The sequence below is a fragment of the Leifsonia araucanica genome, from assembly GCF_051161895.1.
Taxonomy (GTDB): Bacteria; Actinomycetota; Actinomycetes; order Actinomycetales; family Microbacteriaceae; genus Leifsonia.
The window spans coordinates 562,420-577,589 of record NZ_JBMBTW010000002.1 but is presented as its reverse complement, the minus strand read 5'-3'; the positions used below and the strand labels follow the sequence as shown (position 1 = coordinate 577,589).

Annotated in this window: 15 protein-coding genes and 1 pseudogene; 1 reads left to right on the top strand and 15 read right to left on the bottom strand. The window is 68.8% G+C overall.

Annotation, left to right across the window (positions count from 1 at the left end; genetic code table 11):
* Window positions 1–56: 56 nt before the first annotated feature.
* The 8 genes from ACN6M5_RS02710 to ACN6M5_RS02675 all read right to left on the bottom strand — a co-directional run bounded on the left by ACN6M5_RS02710 (window position 57) and on the right by ACN6M5_RS02675 (window position 7,541).
* On the bottom strand, window positions 57–770 hold the full coding sequence (locus ACN6M5_RS02710; protein WP_247597373.1) for an aggregation-promoting factor C-terminal-like domain-containing protein: 714 nt from the start codon (window positions 768–770) through the stop codon (window positions 57–59).
* A 54-nt stretch (window positions 771–824) separates the two neighbouring features.
* Window positions 825–1,391: a DivIVA domain-containing protein gene (locus ACN6M5_RS02705; RefSeq protein WP_085368555.1), complete on the bottom strand. Its 567-nt coding sequence runs from the start codon at window positions 1,389–1,391 to the stop codon at window positions 825–827.
* A 12-nt stretch (window positions 1,392–1,403) separates the two neighbouring features.
* Window positions 1,404–2,399, bottom strand: a complete 996-nt coding sequence (locus ACN6M5_RS02700; protein WP_434948416.1) for a phosphatidate cytidylyltransferase — start codon at window positions 2,397–2,399, stop codon at window positions 1,404–1,406.
* 6 nt (window positions 2,400–2,405) lie between these two features.
* Window positions 2,406–2,960, bottom strand: coding sequence for a ribosome recycling factor (gene frr / locus ACN6M5_RS02695; RefSeq protein WP_085368557.1), 555 nt, complete (start codon window positions 2,958–2,960; stop codon window positions 2,406–2,408).
* 86 nt (window positions 2,961–3,046) lie between these two features.
* Window positions 3,047–3,760 carry a UMP kinase gene (gene pyrH / locus ACN6M5_RS02690; protein ID WP_085368558.1) on the bottom strand — a complete coding sequence of 238 codons (714 nt, stop codon included), beginning with the start codon at window positions 3,758–3,760 and terminating at the stop codon, window positions 3,047–3,049.
* 133 nt (window positions 3,761–3,893) lie between these two features.
* Window positions 3,894–4,721: a translation elongation factor Ts gene (gene tsf / locus ACN6M5_RS02685; RefSeq protein ID WP_168689280.1), complete on the bottom strand. Its 828-nt coding sequence runs from the start codon at window positions 4,719–4,721 to the stop codon at window positions 3,894–3,896.
* 48 nt (window positions 4,722–4,769) lie between these two features.
* Window positions 4,770–5,735: a 30S ribosomal protein S2 gene (rpsB, locus tag ACN6M5_RS02680; RefSeq protein ID WP_085368560.1), complete on the bottom strand. Its 966-nt coding sequence runs from the start codon at window positions 5,733–5,735 to the stop codon at window positions 4,770–4,772.
* Window positions 5,736–6,026: 291 nt separating this feature from the next.
* Window positions 6,027–7,541, bottom strand: a complete 1,515-nt coding sequence (locus ACN6M5_RS02675; RefSeq protein ID WP_085368561.1) for a sugar porter family MFS transporter — start codon at window positions 7,539–7,541, stop codon at window positions 6,027–6,029.
* A 272-nt stretch (window positions 7,542–7,813) separates the two neighbouring features.
* On the opposite strand from ACN6M5_RS02675, the pseudogene ACN6M5_RS02670 reads away from it, so the two are divergent.
* Window positions 7,814–8,347, top strand: a pseudogene (locus ACN6M5_RS02670) (peptidoglycan DD-metalloendopeptidase family protein); the annotation flags it as partial.
* 90 nt (window positions 8,348–8,437) lie between these two features.
* Here ACN6M5_RS02670 and ACN6M5_RS02665 read toward each other — a convergent pair.
* The 7 genes from ACN6M5_RS02665 to lepB all read right to left on the bottom strand — a co-directional run bounded on the left by ACN6M5_RS02665 (window position 8,438) and on the right by lepB (window position 15,169).
* A complete protein-coding gene (locus ACN6M5_RS02665; RefSeq protein ID WP_434948415.1) occupies window positions 8,438–9,343 on the bottom strand; it encodes a tyrosine recombinase XerC in 906 nt (301 codons plus the stop codon).
* Window positions 9,344–9,500: 157 nt separating this feature from the next.
* Window positions 9,501–10,982, bottom strand: coding sequence for a DNA-processing protein DprA (gene dprA, locus ACN6M5_RS02660; protein ID WP_434948414.1), 1,482 nt, complete (start codon window positions 10,980–10,982; stop codon window positions 9,501–9,503).
* Window positions 10,983–11,187: 205 nt separating this feature from the next.
* Window positions 11,188–12,921 carry a YifB family Mg chelatase-like AAA ATPase gene (locus ACN6M5_RS02655; RefSeq protein WP_434948413.1) on the bottom strand — a complete coding sequence of 578 codons (1,734 nt, stop codon included), beginning with the start codon at window positions 12,919–12,921 and terminating at the stop codon, window positions 11,188–11,190.
* Window positions 12,921–13,277, bottom strand: coding sequence for a YraN family protein (locus ACN6M5_RS02650; RefSeq protein WP_434948412.1), 357 nt, complete (start codon window positions 13,275–13,277; stop codon window positions 12,921–12,923). The genes ACN6M5_RS02655 and ACN6M5_RS02650 overlap by 1 nt, the downstream gene beginning before the upstream one ends.
* Window positions 13,278–13,385: 108 nt before the next feature.
* On the bottom strand, window positions 13,386–13,709 hold the full coding sequence (locus ACN6M5_RS02645) for a DUF2469 domain-containing protein (protein WP_055893100.1): 324 nt from the start codon (window positions 13,707–13,709) through the stop codon (window positions 13,386–13,388).
* Between the two features lie 30 nt (window positions 13,710–13,739).
* Entirely contained in the window at window positions 13,740–14,402 is a 663-nt protein-coding gene (gene rnhB / locus ACN6M5_RS02640) for a ribonuclease HII (protein ID WP_247597419.1), read from the bottom strand.
* Window positions 14,402–15,169, bottom strand: a complete 768-nt coding sequence (gene lepB / locus ACN6M5_RS02635) for a signal peptidase I (RefSeq protein ID WP_434948411.1) — start codon at window positions 15,167–15,169, stop codon at window positions 14,402–14,404. Before lepB ends, rnhB begins: the two co-directional genes overlap by 1 nt.
* Window position 15,170: the final 1 nt, after the last annotated feature.

Sequence of the window (15,170 nt, the reverse complement as noted above, 5' to 3'; positions counted from 1 at the left end):
CCGCCACCATCCGGCGCTCAGAGCGCCGCTGACCGCTCAGGATGCTCCCGAGGGGATCAGTACCAGCCGGAGCTCTCCGAGTGGCTCCACGCGCCGCAGGGCGTCGAATAGCGCCCGGAGATGTAGCCGAGCCCCCAGGTGATCTGGGTGGCCGCGCTGTTCTGCCAGTCCGGACCGGCCGACGCCATCTTGCTGCCGGGCAGCGCCTGCGGGATGCCGTATGCGCCGCTGCCCGCGTTGTAGGCGTAGACGTTCCAGCCCGATTCGCGGTTCCAGAGCGACACCAGGCAGTTGTACTGGTCGTCTCCCCAGCCGCGCGCCTGCAGCATCTGGTAGGCGATGGCCTGGGCGGAACCCGGGTCCGGCGTGCCGGCGGCGGGTGCTCCACCACCGGATCCGGAGTCGGAGCCGGAGTCGCTGGAGGTCGCGGCGGGCTTCGGAGGCGCCACCACGACGGGCTTCGGCTTCGGCTTGACCGTCATCGCCTCGCGCGTGACCGTCGCGGTGTACGAACCGGGGGCGGTGAGCGACTGCACGGGAGCGTCGCCGAACCGGCTGGTCGCCTGCACGGTGTCCGCGTACGCCGGGGTCGCCGCCGATCCCGAATACGGGTCGACCACATTCACGAGCGCGAAGCCGACGGCCGCCGTGAAGGCGAAACCGTAGAGGGCCGCACGCGACCGGATGTGCGGACGCCGGGGTCGCTTGAACGCTACGCCGACCGGGTTGGCCGGAGACAGCGGAATGATCTCTGCTTCTCGTCTACCCACGATCACAGAACCATAACGAACAATTGACGAACTGCCAACACAGCCCACCCATACTCAGCGAACAGCCAGCATCACATCCGTCACGCCGTCGAGCAGCAGATCGACCTGGATTTCGCGGTATCCGCCGCGCTGCGGACGGAACGTGACGGTGCGCACTTCTTCGACGCTCATCGGTCGCCCGTCCTGGAAATACCGCGACAGCCGGGTGGCGAAACGGTCGACGTCGCCCTTGTTGTAGCCGTAGGTCAAGAAGCTCACGCGCTCGAACCGCTCCCCCGCTGGACGCTCCAGCCGGTTGAGGATCACCTGCGCCGTGGTGCGGGCCTGCTCGAACCAGGCGGCGTCTCCCATCGCGGTCCGCGCGGACTCCCGCTCGCGCGCCGCGAAGGCGTCCTCGAGGCGTTCGAGGGCGGCGTCGACGTGCGACGTCGAGTATCCGCCCTTCTTCATCGCGAAGGCGGTGTGCCGGATGTCTGCGGCCGTCAGGAGGGGCGCGTCGTCCGCCGTGCCTCCGTCTGCCGCGCCTCCGTCGTATGCGCGGCGCGCTGTCTGCAGGAACTCGTCGACCTGTTCGGTGTCGTACCCGATGACCGATTTGCGAGTGCGGGGGAAGGTGCTCACTCCCCTATTGTGTCATCCGAAGATCAGGAACAGCGCGTACGTGACCGCCGCGGACGGCAGGATCGAGTCGAGCCTGTCGAGGAAGCCGCCGTGGCCGGGCAGCCAGGAACTCATGTCCTTGATGCCCAGGTCGCGTTTGATCAGCGACTCGGCGAGGTCGCCCAGGGTGGCCGTGAGCAGCAGCGCGACGCCGAAGACGACGCCGAACCACCACGTCATGTGCAGCATGAACACCGAGAGCAGGACGCCAGCGATCACGCTCGTCACGGCGGCGCCCGCGAAGCCTTCCCAGGTCTTCTTCGGGCTGATCGTGGGCGCCATCGGGTGCTTGCCGAACGACAGCCCGCTCACATAGGCGCCGGTGTCGACGGCGACCACCAGGATGATGAACGCCAGCACCCACCACTCCCCGCCGTCCTCCGCGAGCAGCAGGATCGCGAAACTGCCGAGCAGGACGACGTAGAGCTGCACGAGCACGCTCCACGTCAGGTCGCGGACCAGCGCCGCTCCCCCGCGCCGCGCAGCCGGCCGGGTGGCCTCTTCGATCAAACGCCAGACGACCACGAACAGGATGCCGGCCGACAGCGACACGAGCTGCCCACCGGCGTGGAAGAAGAACGATGCGGGAACGATCGCCAGCGCGGCGATCAGCGTCGGCGTGCGGGGAACGCGGTGGCCGGCCCCGCGGAACGCCTGGGTCAGCTCGAAACCGGCGAAGCCGACCATCGCCATCCCGAAGACCAGGAAGATCTCCTTGATGAAGATCAGGCTGAACAGCAGGAGGGCGCCGACGCCGACGCCGATCAGGATCGCGAGGATCAGGTTGCGGCCTGTGCGCTCCGCGATGCGCTCGTTCGTCGCATCCAGTTGCGCCTTGCGGGCGAGCACCTGACGCTCGAAGTCCGCCCGGGTGGCCTGCACCTGGGCTCGGAACTCGGCCTTCGACACCGACCGGCCCCGCTTGGGGATGACGGGTTTCTCAGGATCGCCCGGTGTGTCGTTGGTCATCAGCGCCTAGACCTCGAGGAGCTCGGCTTCCTTGCGCTTCAGTGCGTCGTCGACGGCGTCGACGTGCGAGCGGGTGATGTTCTCGAGCTCCTTCTCACCGCGTGCCACGTCGTCGTCGCCGACCTCGCTCTTGAGGGCGTCCAGGTCGTCCTTCGCCTTGCGGCGGATGTTGCGGATCGCGACCTTAGCGTCCTCGCCCTTGGTGCGGACGATCTTGACGAACTCCTTGCGGCGCTCCTCGGTCAGCTCCGGCAGGGTGACGCGCACGATGTCGCCGTCGTTGCCGACGTTCGCCGACATGTTCGGCATCGCGACGATGGCCTTCTCGATCTCCTTCAGCGCCGACTTGTCGTACGGCGTGACGAGCAGGACGCGGGCCTCCGGGTTCTGCAGACCGGCGAGCTGCGCGAGCGGCGTCGGGGAACCGTAGTAGTCGACGAGCACCTTCTGGAAGAGCGCGGGGTTCGCGCGACCGGCGCTGACCGTGCTGAAATCGTCCTTCGCCGCCTCCACGGTCTTGCTCATGCGCTGGGTGGCGTCGGAAATCACATCCGCGATCACGGTCTCTCCTTCAGTCGGTGGAACGGTTTCTAGTCTAGAGCCCAGGATGCGGGCGGATGCTGCGGGCGGCGGTTGCGGCGGCAGCCTCAGCCGAGCAGGGTGCCGATCTCGGCGCCGAGCAGCGCTGCGGTCACGTTGCCCGCCGGCTCGATGCCGAAGATGCGCATCGGCATCCCGTTGTCCATGCAGAGGCTGAGCGCGGTCGAGTCGACGGCCTTGAGGCCCTGCTGCAGCGCGTCCTGGTGGCTGATCTGGTCGATCTTGCGCGCATCCGGGTTGGTGCGGGGGTCGTCGTCGTACATGCCGTCGACGCCGTTCTTGGCGACGAGCACCACGTCGGCCTCGATCTCGAGGGCGCGCTGGGCGGCGACGGTGTCCGTCGAGAAGTACGGCAGGCCGGCGCCTGCACCGAAGATGACGACGCGGCCCTTCTCCAGGTGACGCTCCGCACGACGCGGGATGTACGGCTCGGCCACCTGGGTCATCGCGATGGCGGACTGCACGCGGGTCTCCGCGCCTGCCTGCTCGAGGAAGTCCTGCAGGGCGAGCGAGTTCATGACGGTGCCGAGCATCCCCATGTAGTCGGCGCGGCCGCGGTCCATGCCGCGCTGCGACAGCTCGGCGCCGCGGAAGAAGTTGCCTCCGCCGACGACGATGGCGATCTCGACGTCCTGCGCCGCCTGCGCGATCTCGCGGGCGATGGCGCTGACGATGTCCGGGTTGACGCCGAGCTGGCCGCCACCGAACGCCTCACCGGAGAGTTTGAGAAGGACCCTGCGCCTCTTGTTGGATTCCGACATGCGTAATGAGTCCTTCCGTGAGCGATCTCGTTAAAGCTAGTGGGTGTGCGAGCCCTGCACCGAACGCGGTCGGCATGCGCACAGAAAAGGAGTCCGGATCGTACGAGACGATCCGGACTCCTTCATGGTGCTGCTAGGCGCCGACCTTGAACCGGGCGAAGCCGGACACGGTGATCCCCGCGTCCTTGACCACCTGGCTGATGCTCAGCTTGTTGTCCTTTGCATAGTCCTGCTCGAGGAGCGCGACCTGCTTGAAGTACGCACCGAGGCGACCCTCGATGATCTTCGGCAGTGCTGCCTCCGGCTTGCCCTCGTTGCGCGAGATCTCCTCGACGATGCGACGCTCGTTCTCGACGGCCTCCGCCGGGACGTCCTCACGGGTGAGGAACTCCGGGTTGGCGAACGAGATGTGCTGGGCGATGCTGCGCGCGGTCTCCGCGTCGTCGCCGGCGTAGCCGAGCACGACACCGACCTGCGGGGGCAGGTCTTTGGAGGTCTTGTGCAGGTAGATCGCGAAGTGCTCGCCGGTGACGACGGCCACGCGGCGCAGCTCCACCTTCTCGCCGAGGATGGCAGCCTCGTCGCCGATGAGCTCGGCGACGGTCTGGCTGCCTGCGGGGGCCGCGAGGGCCTCCTCGACCGTGGTGGCGCCCGCGGCGGTGACCGCGTCGAGGACCTTCTCGGCGAGGGCGCCGAACTTCTCGCCCTTCGCGACGAAGTCGGTCTCGCAGGCGAGCTCGATCATCGTGGCGGTCTCGCCGTTCTCCTTGGCCGCGACGAGGCCTTCGCTCGTGGAGCGGTCTGCACGCTTCGCGTTGCCCTTCGCACCCTTCAGGCGCAGGATCTCGGTGGCCTTCTCGATGTCTCCATCGGCCTCCTCGAGCGCCTTCTTGGTGTCGACCATGCCCGTGCCGAGCTGCTCGCGCAGGGCCTTGATGTCAGCGATGCTGATGTTTGCCATGTTCGTTGAGAACCCTTGTCTTCTGAAACTGTGTGGTGAGGAAGCGGACTACTTGGCTTCGGTCTCGGCCTCGACGACCGCCTCGGTGGCGTCGTCGGTCGCGACGGCGGCGGCCTCGTCGGCAGCCTCGGTCTCGGCAACGGCCTCTGCGACCGCTTCGCCCTCGGCGACGACCTCAGCGGAGTCCGCCTTGGCCTCAGCGAGGTCGGCGTCTGCCGCCTTCTCGGTCTCGGCGCTGGCCTGGACCTCTTCGCCGGACGCCTTCAGGAGCTCCTGCTCCCACTCGGCCAGCGGCTCGGCGGGCTCGGTGCCCTCTTCCGGCTTCTGGTGACGCTGGATGAGGCCCTCTGCCGCTGCGTCGGCGACGATGCGGGTGAGGAGGCTGACGGAGCGGATGGCGTCGTCGTTGCCCGGGATCGGGTACTGGACCTCGTCCGGGTCGCAGTTGGTGTCGAGGATGCCGATGACCGGGATGCCCAGCTTCTTGGCCTCGTCGATCGCGAGGTGCTCCTTCTTGGTGTCGACCACCCAGAGAGCGCTCGGGGTCTTCGACAGGTTGCGGATGCCGCCGAGCGACTTGTGCAGCTTGTCGAGCTCGCGCTTCTTGATGAGGAGTTCCTTCTTGGTGAAGCCACTCGTGGTGCCTTCGAAGTCGAGCTCCTCGAGCTCCTTCATGCGGGCGAGACGCTTCGACACGGTCTGGAAGTTGGTCAGCAGACCACCCAGCCAGCGCTGGTTGACGTAGGGCTGGCCGACGCGGGTCGCCTGCTCGGCGATGGCGTTCTGGGCCTGCTTCTTCGTGCCGACGAAGAGGATGGTGCCACCGTGGGCGACCGTCTCGCGGACGAACTCGTAGGTCTTGTCGATGTATGCGAGCGACTGCTGCAGGTCGATGATGTAGCTGCCGGAGCGCTCGGTGAGGATGAAGCGCTTCATCTTCGGGTTCCAGCGACGGGTCTGGTGTCCGAAGTGGACGCCGCTGTCGAGCAGCTGGCGCATGGTTACAACGGCCATGATGCCGTTCTCCTTTTCTGGGCATCCGGAGCCAGGGCGTTCTGCGCCGGCAGGCGGATGCGCGTTGCGGTTTGTCAGTGGCGACCGTGTGGCCGCCGCTCCTGGTGCCCTGCGCGCGCATCCGCTTCGCTCACCGCGCGGATGACCGCTGGAGAAAGAAGACCGGTGGATGTCGCGCCAGCCGGTGAAGGCCTCGACCCGTGAAGGTCGTGTGGGCACGCGTAGTCACTCCGACGGGCGGAGTGCTTCAGACAGCTTATCAGGAACGGCGGGCCGTCGGGCGCGCCGGCGTCAGACGGTGTCGCCGGTCGACCGCACCTGCGGACCGCGGCTCTTGCCCGCGTTCGTGAACAGCGTCTCCGCGTGTTCGAGCGCCATCCCGTTCGTCTCCGGGATCTTGAAGAACACGAAGAAGAACGACAGCAGCGCGAAGATCGCGTACATCCCGTACGTGAACGGCAGGGAGAAGTCGGACATCGGCGGGAAGCTGATCGTGACCAGGAAGTTCGCGATCCACTGCGCAGCTGCGGCGACGCCGAGTGCCTTGCCGCGGATCTTGGTCGGGAAGATCTCGCCGAGCAGCACCCACACCAGCGGACCCCACGACGCCCCGAAGCAGACCACGAACAGGTTCGCGGCGACCAGCGCGATCGGTCCCCAGGCTCCGGGAAGGGTGACGGCTCCGTCGACCTTCTCGGAGAACGCGAACGCCAGCGCCATCACGCCGAGCGACACGGTCATGCCGATCGACCCGGTGAGCAGGATCGGACGCCGCCCGACCCTGTCGACCAGCAGGATGGCCACGATGGTGACGGCCACGTTCGTGACCGAGGTGATCACGGTGATGAGCAGTGAATTGCTCTCCGTGAACCCGACCGCCCGCCACAGGGTGGTCGAGTAGTAGAAGATCACGTTGATGCCGACGAACTGCTGGAACACGGACAGGATGATGCCGATCCAGACGATCGGCTTGAGCCCGAACCTGTTGCCGCGCAGCGTGGCCTTCTTGCCTTCCTTGTCCTCGGCGATGGCCCGCTCGATGTCGGCGATCTGCCGGTCGACGTCGCTCTCCGGAACGAGCGTGGAGAAGATCGCCTTGGCCTCGTCGTGGCGTCCGTTCGCCAGCAGGAAGCGCGGAGACTCCGGCAGCGTGAGCGCGAGGATGCCGTAGACGACCGACGGGATCACGCCGACCAGGAACATCCACCGCCAGGCCTCCATCCCGAGCCACAGCTGGTTGGATGCGGATCCAGCGACCCCGGCGAGCAGTGCGTCGGAGAGGAGGGCGACGAAGATACCGATGGTGATGGCGAGCTGCTGCAGCGACGCGAGGCTGCCGCGCGACTGCTTCGGAGCGATCTCGGCGATGTATGCGGGGGCGACGACGGACGCGATCCCGATGCCGAGACCGCCGATCACGCGCCAGATGCCCAGATCCCACGCGGAGAACGCCAGCGCGGACCCGATCGAGCTGACCAGGAACATCACGGCGCCCAGCAGCATGACCTTCAGCCGGCCCCAGCGGTCGGCGAGGCGCCCGGCGATGTACGCACCGGCGGCGCAGCCGAGCAGGGCGATGGCGACGATGAACCCGGTGACGAACGCGTTCAGGGCAAAATGCTTCTGAATCGAGTCGACGGCCCCGTTGACGACGGACGAGTCGAAGCCGAACAGGAAGCCACCGACGGCTGCAGCGATCGCCAGCCCGATGACCTTCCTCCGCATGGCTCCGGTCGGCTTCGGCACATTCGCATCCGACGACGCTGTGGCTGACGCCGACGACGACGCCTTCTGCTGCTCAGACATGTAAGACCTTTTTTCGGTTGTGGCTGTACGGCGCGCGGCTGGCCGCGGCTGCAGCGGGCTGCCGCTCGCTGCGGGCTGCCGCTCGCTGCGGGCTGCCGCTGGCTGCGGCGAACCGGCGACCCACACGATACTCCGAAGGCGGTTGGGGGCAAGGGCGGGGTGTCGGGCCGGGTGTGTTGGGCGGGGTTCTCCACAGGAGGCGGCGCTGGGGTGTTGTCCACGGGATTCCTGCCGGGGCGGCAGCGAGAGAGTGCGGCGGACAGGGTTGAGGTATGGAAGTGGTGAGCGAGCGTGGAGGGGATGCGGGTGTGGCAGGTGCGGTGAGGCTGGCGGTGGTGTTGGCGCTGGTGCTCGCGTTGATCGGAGTGCTTGCTTCAACCAAGCCAGTGGATGCGGTGGCCAGCACCACCTCCGCCTCCGCCACGGCCGCCATCACCGCCACTACCCAGCCAGGCGCGTGGGCGTGGCCGGTGCAGCCTGCCGTGCTGTCGAACGCGTATGCGGCTCCCCCGACGCCGTACGCGGCAGGGCACAGGGGCATCGACTTCGCCGTCGCTTCCGGCACCGGGGCGGCGGTACCGGTCACGGCCCCCGCCCGAGCCACGGTGAAGTTCGTCGGCACGGTCGTCGATCGCCCGGTCCTCACGCTCGACCACGGCGACGGCATTCTCTCCAGCTACGAGCCCCTCGCATCGGAGTTGGCGCTGGGAACGGAAATTGCACCCGGCCAGCTCCTCGGCCACGTCGCGAACGGCGGCCACTGCGCAGCGACCTGCCTCCACGTCGGCGTGCGCGTGGACGGCGAGTACGTCTCTCCCCTGCTGTTCTTCGACCGTGTGCCGAGGGCGGTGCTGCTCCCCCTCCATCCACCGGCGAATGCCGCCGCGGAGCGTGGGTCAGGCGCGAGGGTGGGCGGTGCGGTAGCTCTCTTTGAGCCGTTCCGTGGAGACGTGGGTGTAGATCTGCGTCGTGCCCAGGCTGGCGTGTCCGAGCAGCTCTTGCACAGCGCGCAGGTCGGCACCGCCGTCGAGCAGGTGCGTGGCGGCCGTGTGCCGGAGCGCGTGAGGGCCAGAGGGTCCCCCGCCCGGGATGTCGGCGAGCAGTCCGGCAACCAGCCCATAGACCGCGCGTGACCCGAGCCGCGCCCCGCGGGGCCCGAGCAGCAGCGCCGGCCCGGACCGCTCGGTCACGAACACCGGCCGCGCACGTCGAAGGTAGTCGACGACAGCCGTCTGAGCGGGAACGCCGAACGGGACCACCCGCTCTTTCGCCCCCTTCCCCAGCACGCGAACGGTCAGCCGGTCCAGGTCGACGTCGTCGACATCCAGCCCGGTCAGCTCGGACACCCGAATACCGGTCGCGTACAGCAGTTCAATGACGGCCAGGTCGCGCACCCGCCCGGGATCGCCGTCTTCGGCGAGCGCCGCGAGTCGCGCAAGGAGCGCGTCGATCTGCGAGCGATTGACTACGCGCGGCAGCATCTTGTCCGCCTTCGGCGCCCGCAGCCGGACCGCCGGATCGTTGTCGTCCCCGGTTTGCCGGGCAACCCACGCGCTGAACCCTTTCGCGGAGGCCGACCGCCGAGCCAGTGTCGCCTTGGACAGACCGTGCTGGGACGAGTCCCACAGCCAATCGCGCAACACCTCAAGGCTCAGCCCCGACGTCTCCTCAACCCCCCGCGTAGCAGCAAACGACGCCAGCCCGGTCAAGTCCGACCGGTACGCCCGCACCGTCTGCGGCGAATAGCCCCGCTCCACCGTGAGATGCACGGCGAAGTCGTCGATAGCCCGGGCGAGTTGCACCCTCCCAGCCTCCCCCACGACCGGCTGGCGCGCGCGGCGACTCCCCGCTGCCGCTCGGTTTGGTGGTGTCGCCGACGCCAGGTCCCCGACGCCAGGTCCCCAACGCCACGTCCCAACGCCACGTCCTCAACGCCACGCACCCAACGCTCTGCACGGCTCAGCGCGTCGTGCGCCACCCTCCCTCGTCTTCCGTGACCTGACCGGCGAGCTCGAGCCGGCCGAGCGTGGCCATGACCTCGGATGGCGAAAGACCTGCCCTGGCCGCGATGTCGGGGATGCTGCGTGGGGTCCGTGCGCTGAGCGCGTCTCTGAGTCGCACGTCGTGCCCGTCTACCTGTGGGGATTCGGCGAAGGCCGGAGGCCGGTCTGCGGCCACGTCTGGGTGTGGGGATGGGTGTGGGTCTGGTCCCAGGAGTTCGATCGTCGGGCCTTCCCGCTCATTCGACGGGGCCCGGTCATGCGTCATCGGCCTGTTGCATCCCATCGGCGCCCCCACTCCGGCCGAATCCGGAGGCAGCGGGTCGCCGGCGAGCTCGGCCATCTCGTCCGGGGTGGTGACGCAGACGGCGTCGTACTCGCGGATGAGGCGGTGACAGCCCGACGAGGCGGGGGAGGTGATCGGGCCGGGGACCGCACCGAGCGGCCGACCCATCATTGCCGCGTGGCCCGCCGTGTTGAGGGATCCAGAACGGCTGCCTGCCTCGATGACGACGGTGGCTGTCGCGACAGCGGCGATCAGTCTGTTGCGCTGAAGGAAACGCCAGCGGGTGGGCGGCGAACCACACGGAAGTTCACCGATGAGCACCCCCCTCTGGGCGATGCGCTGCAGGAGCCGGGTGTTCCCGGCCGGATACAGGCGGTCGACACCGCCGGCGAGGAAGGCGACGGTCGTCTGGTTGCTCGCGAGCGTTGCTCGGTGCGCTGCGCCGTCGATCCCGTAGGCGCCGCCGGACACGATCGCGAAGCCCTTGTCGCTGAGCGCGGCCGCGCTCTCCATCGCGACGTGCTCACCGTAGCCGGTGGATGCGCGTGCTCCGACGAGCGCGATCGAGCGGTCGAGTTGGTGGAGGCGCGCAAGGTCTCCGCGCACCCAGAGGGTGAGCGGGGCGCCGTGACCCAGCGCATCCAGAGCTGCCGGCCAGTGATCGTCGGCGGGAGTGAGAAGGGTGGCGTGGAGATGCGCCGCCGACGTGAGAGCCCGCGTGGCGGTGGCGAGTGCGATCCTCGGCTTCCAGCGTTCGAGCGCGGCAGTCAGGCGTCGGCTCAGCGTGTCGGTGGCGAGTTCGTCCACCTCGCGCAGACGGCCGAGCACGGTGTCTGCCGGATCTCCGACGACGATGCTGCGCAGTGCCTCCCGGGGGCCGAGGGTGTCGGCGAGCAGTCGAGCATCGGTGTCCCCTGGTTCGATCAGGGTGGAGATGGCAGCCCAGGCGAAACGCGTCTCCAGCGCGTGGACCCCGTCCTCGGTGAGTCGGGGTTCGCGCGAGCGGGAGTCCGCCTGGGCTCGGCCGCCAGAGTCCGGTGGGCGCACGCTGCCGGCTGGCGCGGTGTCGGTGAGCACAGACGCCGTCGGGGTGACGGGGCGGAGAAGGTCGGCGAGATCCGCGTGCGGGATGCCGAGGAAATCCGTGGGGGTCATCGTCGCGGGTCCGGACGTCCGGATGGGCGCGTCGCGCCCAGGACGAAAGCCCGCAGCGGACACGGGACGCAGGTGAGTTCAGCCACCCCGATACGCGGTGGTGTTGGAGACGTTTCCGCGGCAGGTGTTCCGGCGGGAGTCAGAGATGGTTCGTTCACGGTGGTTCCTTGGGGTGTTGCGTGGGTTCCGATGGCGAGGCGGGGCGTCATGCTGCTCCCCTGCGGAGGAAGAGGGCGGCTCCGATGTGGTGGCCGGTAGGGGTGGATGCGCCGTCGAGGTCGGCCATGGTCCAGGCGAGGCGGAGGGTTCTGTCGTAGCCGCGCATCGTGATTGCCCCTCGGTCGAGGGCCCGGTCGAGGGCTCCGACCGTCGCGCGTGGGAGACGGAGGGCGCCGGTTCGGAGCCAGGCGCCGGAGACGTCGGCGTTCCTGGTCCAGTCGGTGCCGGCGAGGCGGGCCGCCGCCGCGGCCCGGGCGATCACCACGCGTTCTCGGAGCAGAGCGCTTGCCGAGACCGCCTCCGGTGGGGTCGCGGCCCCGGGATCGAAGCGGAATCGGTCGGCGCTTGCCGTTCCGGAGGCGGCTGGAGGCTCTGCCGAGGGATGCGATCGGACACCCGAGCCACTCGCCATTCCGGAGGCCGGCGCAGGCGAGGCCTCCGGGTCCGAACGGATCCGGAGGGCGGCGAGACCGATGCGGCGGACGGCGAGGCGGATGTCGACGCGGTCGAGGAGGGGGCCGGAGAGGCGGGCCAGGTAGCGGCGGCGGGCGATGGGGGTGCAGGTGCATTCCTCGTCGGGTGAGCCGTAGCGGCCGCAGGGGCACGGGTTGGAGGCGAGGACCAGCTGGAAGCGGGCGGGGAAGGTTGCCGTGCCGGTGGCGCGGTGGATGGTGATGGTCCCCGATTCCAGGGGTTGGCGGAGGGAGTCGAGGACGGACGGCGGGAACTCGGCGGCCTCGTCGAGGAAGAGGACGCCGTGGGTGGCCCTGACGATGGCGCCCGGCACGATCCGGGTCGTTCCACCTCCGACGATCGCCGCGGCGGAGGCCGTGTGATGCGGGGACTCGAACGGTGGGCGGCGGATCAGGGCGCGGGGCGACGATGCGGGGTCGCCGGGGCTGCCACGGCCTGCGATGCCTGCGTCGGTGAGAGAGCGGATGCAGGTGACCTCGATGGCCTGCTCGTCGGTGAGGTCGGGGAGAAGGCCGGGAAGGCGCGTGGCGAGCATCGTCTTGCCGGCGCCCGGTGGGCCGATCATCGAGAGGTGGTGGCCGCCGGCGGCTGCGACGACGAGGGCCTCGACGGCTTCGTCGTTTCCCGCCACGTCGGCGATGTCGGGCTCGGGATGCGCGCGGACCGGCGCCGAGTCGGTGGCAGGCGCACCGACAACCGCAGCACCCACCGGCACGACATCCACAGGCTCGAGATCGCTTCCGTGGTGGATCGCCGCGTGGCGCAGGCTGACGACGGGGACCACCTCCACCCCGTCGACCAGGGCCGCCTCCTCCGCGTTGGCGGCGGGGACGAGGACGCGCGCGAAACCGGCGGCCCTGGCCGCGATGACGGCGGGCAGGATGCCCGGGACGGGACGGACGCGGCCGTCGAGTCCGAGTTCGCCGAGGTGGACGGCGGCTGCCGCGGACTCCGCGCTGAGGTCTCCGGCCGCTGCGAGGGCGGCGACCGCGATGGCGAGGTCGAACGCCGAGCCCTGCTTGCGGAGGGAGGCCGGGGACAGGTTGACCGTCAGCTTGCGCTGGGTCAGCGGGCAGCCGGCGTTCATCGCGGCGGAGGTCACCCGCTTGCGGGATTCGCCGAGTGCGGCGTCGGGGAGGCCGATCAGCGAGAACGCTGGCAGGCCGGCGGCGATGTCCGCCTCGACCTCGACCACGTTGCCGTCGACCCCGTTCAGGGCGATGGCGTATGTGCGGGCGAGCGGCATCAGGCCACGCCCTCGAGGTGCTCGACCGACGGGCGTGCGCTCCAGGCGTCGATCACCGCGATGGCGTCGATCCGGATGCGGCCGGGCACCGGGCCGTGCTGGCGGCACCATTCGGCCGCGAGGCGTCGGAGACGCGCGGCCTTCGCCGGGGTGATCGCCTCGAACGGATGGCCGAACGCCACCGACGTCCTGGTCTTGACCTCGGCGAACGCCGTCACGCCGTCGCCGCGGACGATCAGGTCGAGTTCACCCGACGCGCATCGCCAATTCCGGTCGAGCACGACGAACCCTCGCCGCTCGAACCACTCCGCCGCCACGTTCTCTCCGCGGCGGCCCAACTCGTCTTTCGCTGCCATTGCTGCCTCCCACGTCCAGCCTCACGGGGAGGGGACGGTGGCAGGGAGCCGGGAAGGAATCTGTGGAGAGTTGCCTCCCCCGGTCTGGCTGTGGAGAAGAACGCCGAGCTACTCGTCGAGCGCGAGTTCCTTGGGGAGCTCGAACTCCTTGCTCGACAGCTCCTCGATGTTCACGTCTTTGAACGTGAGCACGCGCACCGATTTCACGAAGCGGTCGGAACGGTACACATCCCACACCCACACGTCGTTCATCGTCAGCTCGAAGTAGAAGTCGTGCTCGGTGTCACGGCGCACGAACTCCACCTCGTTCGCGAGGTAGAACCGGCGCTCGGTCTCGATCACGTACTTGAACTGCGAGACGACGTCCCGGTATTCGCGGTACAAAGCCAACTCGACCTCGCGGTCGTAGTCGTCGAACTCGTCTTCATCCATTGTTCGTCAAGTCTATGCCGGACGGAGGGGTCATGTCGGAATGGGGAGCGTTGCCGCATCCCGCAGCCAGGTCAGCCGGTGCAGCGCGCTCGGTCCGAGCTCGGCGATGGCGTCGAAGTGTTCGCGGCTGGAGTAGCCCTTGTTCGATGCCCAGCCGTAGCCCGGATAGTCGGCGCTGTGCTCGATCATCAGCCGGTCGCGGTGCACCTTCGCGATCACGCTGGCGGCGGCGACCGACGCGCAGTCCCTGTCCGCCTTGATCCGCGTCACCACGCGGGCCGGGCGCATCAGCACCGGGTTCAGATAGTCGTAGTTGCCGTCCAGGATGAGGGTGCTCTCCCGGATCTGCGCCCCGCCCTGCTCGAGCAGTTCCATCGCCCGAGCGCCCGCGAGTCCGAGGCAGCGCATGATGCCGAGCGAGTCGACCTCCGCCGCGGACGCCATGCCGACCGCGTGGTGCAGCACCCATTTGCGGCAGTGCGGCTCCAGCGCCTCGCGGGCGGCCTCCGGCAGGAGTTTCGAGTCGCGCAGGCCGACCGGGATGCGCTTCACGGCGGTGTCGATGACGACCATCCCGACCGCGACCGGTCCGGCCAGGGCGCCGCGGCCGACCTCGTCGACGCCGACGATCGAAGTCACACCCGTGCGGTAGAGGGACTTCTCGAACCGGAGGGTGGGGCTCACCGGCGCCATCATCGCTTGTCCTCCTCCGCCCCGCGGAACACCTCGGGGTAGTTGTCGAGCCAGGTCCACCGGCTGGTCGGCCAGCTGATCACGAACGCCCGCCCGACAACATGGTCGATCGGGACGAAGCCGTGACCCGGCAGGCTCTGGTTGCGCGACGAGTCCTGGGAGTTGTACCGATTATCCCCCATCACCCACAGTTCGCCCTTCGGAACCGTGACATCGAACGCGAGTGTCGCGGCGTTCTTCTGCCCGGGCTGCAGCAGCACGTACGGCTCGTCCAGCGGGCTGCCGTTCACGGTGACTCTTCCATCGACGTTGCAGCAGGCGACGTGGTCGCCCGGCAGCCCGATGACGCGCTTCACGAGGTGATCGTTGCTGTCGGAGGCGGAGAGTCCGATGAAGGTCAGCGCCTGGTCGATGGCCTGCGAGACGGGGCTCTCCCTGCTGGGCGGCTGCGGAGGGAGCCAGCCGCCCGGATCCCGGAACACGACGACATCGCCGCGGCTGATCGGGAACAGCCCGGGCTCCAGCTCGTTGACGATGATCCTGTCGTTGATCTGCAGCGTGTTCTCCATCGACGCCGACGGGATGTAGAACGAGCGGACCACGAAGGTCTTCACCAGGAAGGACACCAGGATGGCGACCACCACGATCACCGCGAGGTCGCGGAGGAAGAGTCGTACGCTCCGCCGCCGGCTCCTGCTGCGCTTGCGCGCGCCGCGCCGTTCCTGAGCCACGCGGTCCGACCGGGTGGGCACTGCTTCGTCCGTCATT

Bases quoted from the DNA above. Each gene is read 5' to 3' on its own strand.
- ACN6M5_RS02700 (WP_434948416.1), bottom strand. From the start codon at position 2,399: ATGACCAACGACACACCGGGCGATCCTGAGAAACCCGTCATCCCCAAG.
- pyrH (WP_085368558.1), bottom strand. From the start codon at position 3,760: ATGTCGGAATCCAACAAGAGGCGCAGGGTCCTTCTCAAACTCTCCGGT.
- tsf (WP_168689280.1), bottom strand. From the start codon at position 4,721: ATGGCAAACATCAGCATCGCTGACATCAAGGCCCTGCGCGAGCAGCTC.
- rpsB (WP_085368560.1), bottom strand. From the start codon at position 5,735: ATGGCCGTTGTAACCATGCGCCAGCTGCTCGACAGCGGCGTCCACTTC.
- ACN6M5_RS02675 (WP_085368561.1), bottom strand. From the start codon at position 7,541: ATGTCTGAGCAGCAGAAGGCGTCGTCGTCGGCGTCAGCCACAGCGTCG.
- dprA (WP_434948414.1), bottom strand. From the start codon at position 10,982: ATGACCCCCACGGATTTCCTCGGCATCCCGCACGCGGATCTCGCCGAC.
- ACN6M5_RS02655 (WP_434948413.1), bottom strand. From the start codon at position 12,921: ATGCCGCTCGCCCGCACATACGCCATCGCCCTGAACGGGGTCGACGGC.
- ACN6M5_RS02650 (WP_434948412.1), bottom strand. From the start codon at position 13,277: ATGGCAGCGAAAGACGAGTTGGGCCGCCGCGGAGAGAACGTGGCGGCG.
- ACN6M5_RS02645 (WP_055893100.1), bottom strand. From the start codon at position 13,709: ATGGATGAAGACGAGTTCGACGACTACGACCGCGAGGTCGAGTTGGCT.
- rnhB (WP_247597419.1), bottom strand. From the start codon at position 14,402: ATGGCGCCGGTGAGCCCCACCCTCCGGTTCGAGAAGTCCCTCTACCGC.
- lepB (WP_434948411.1), bottom strand. From the start codon at position 15,169: ATGACGGACGAAGCAGTGCCCACCCGGTCGGACCGCGTGGCTCAGGAA.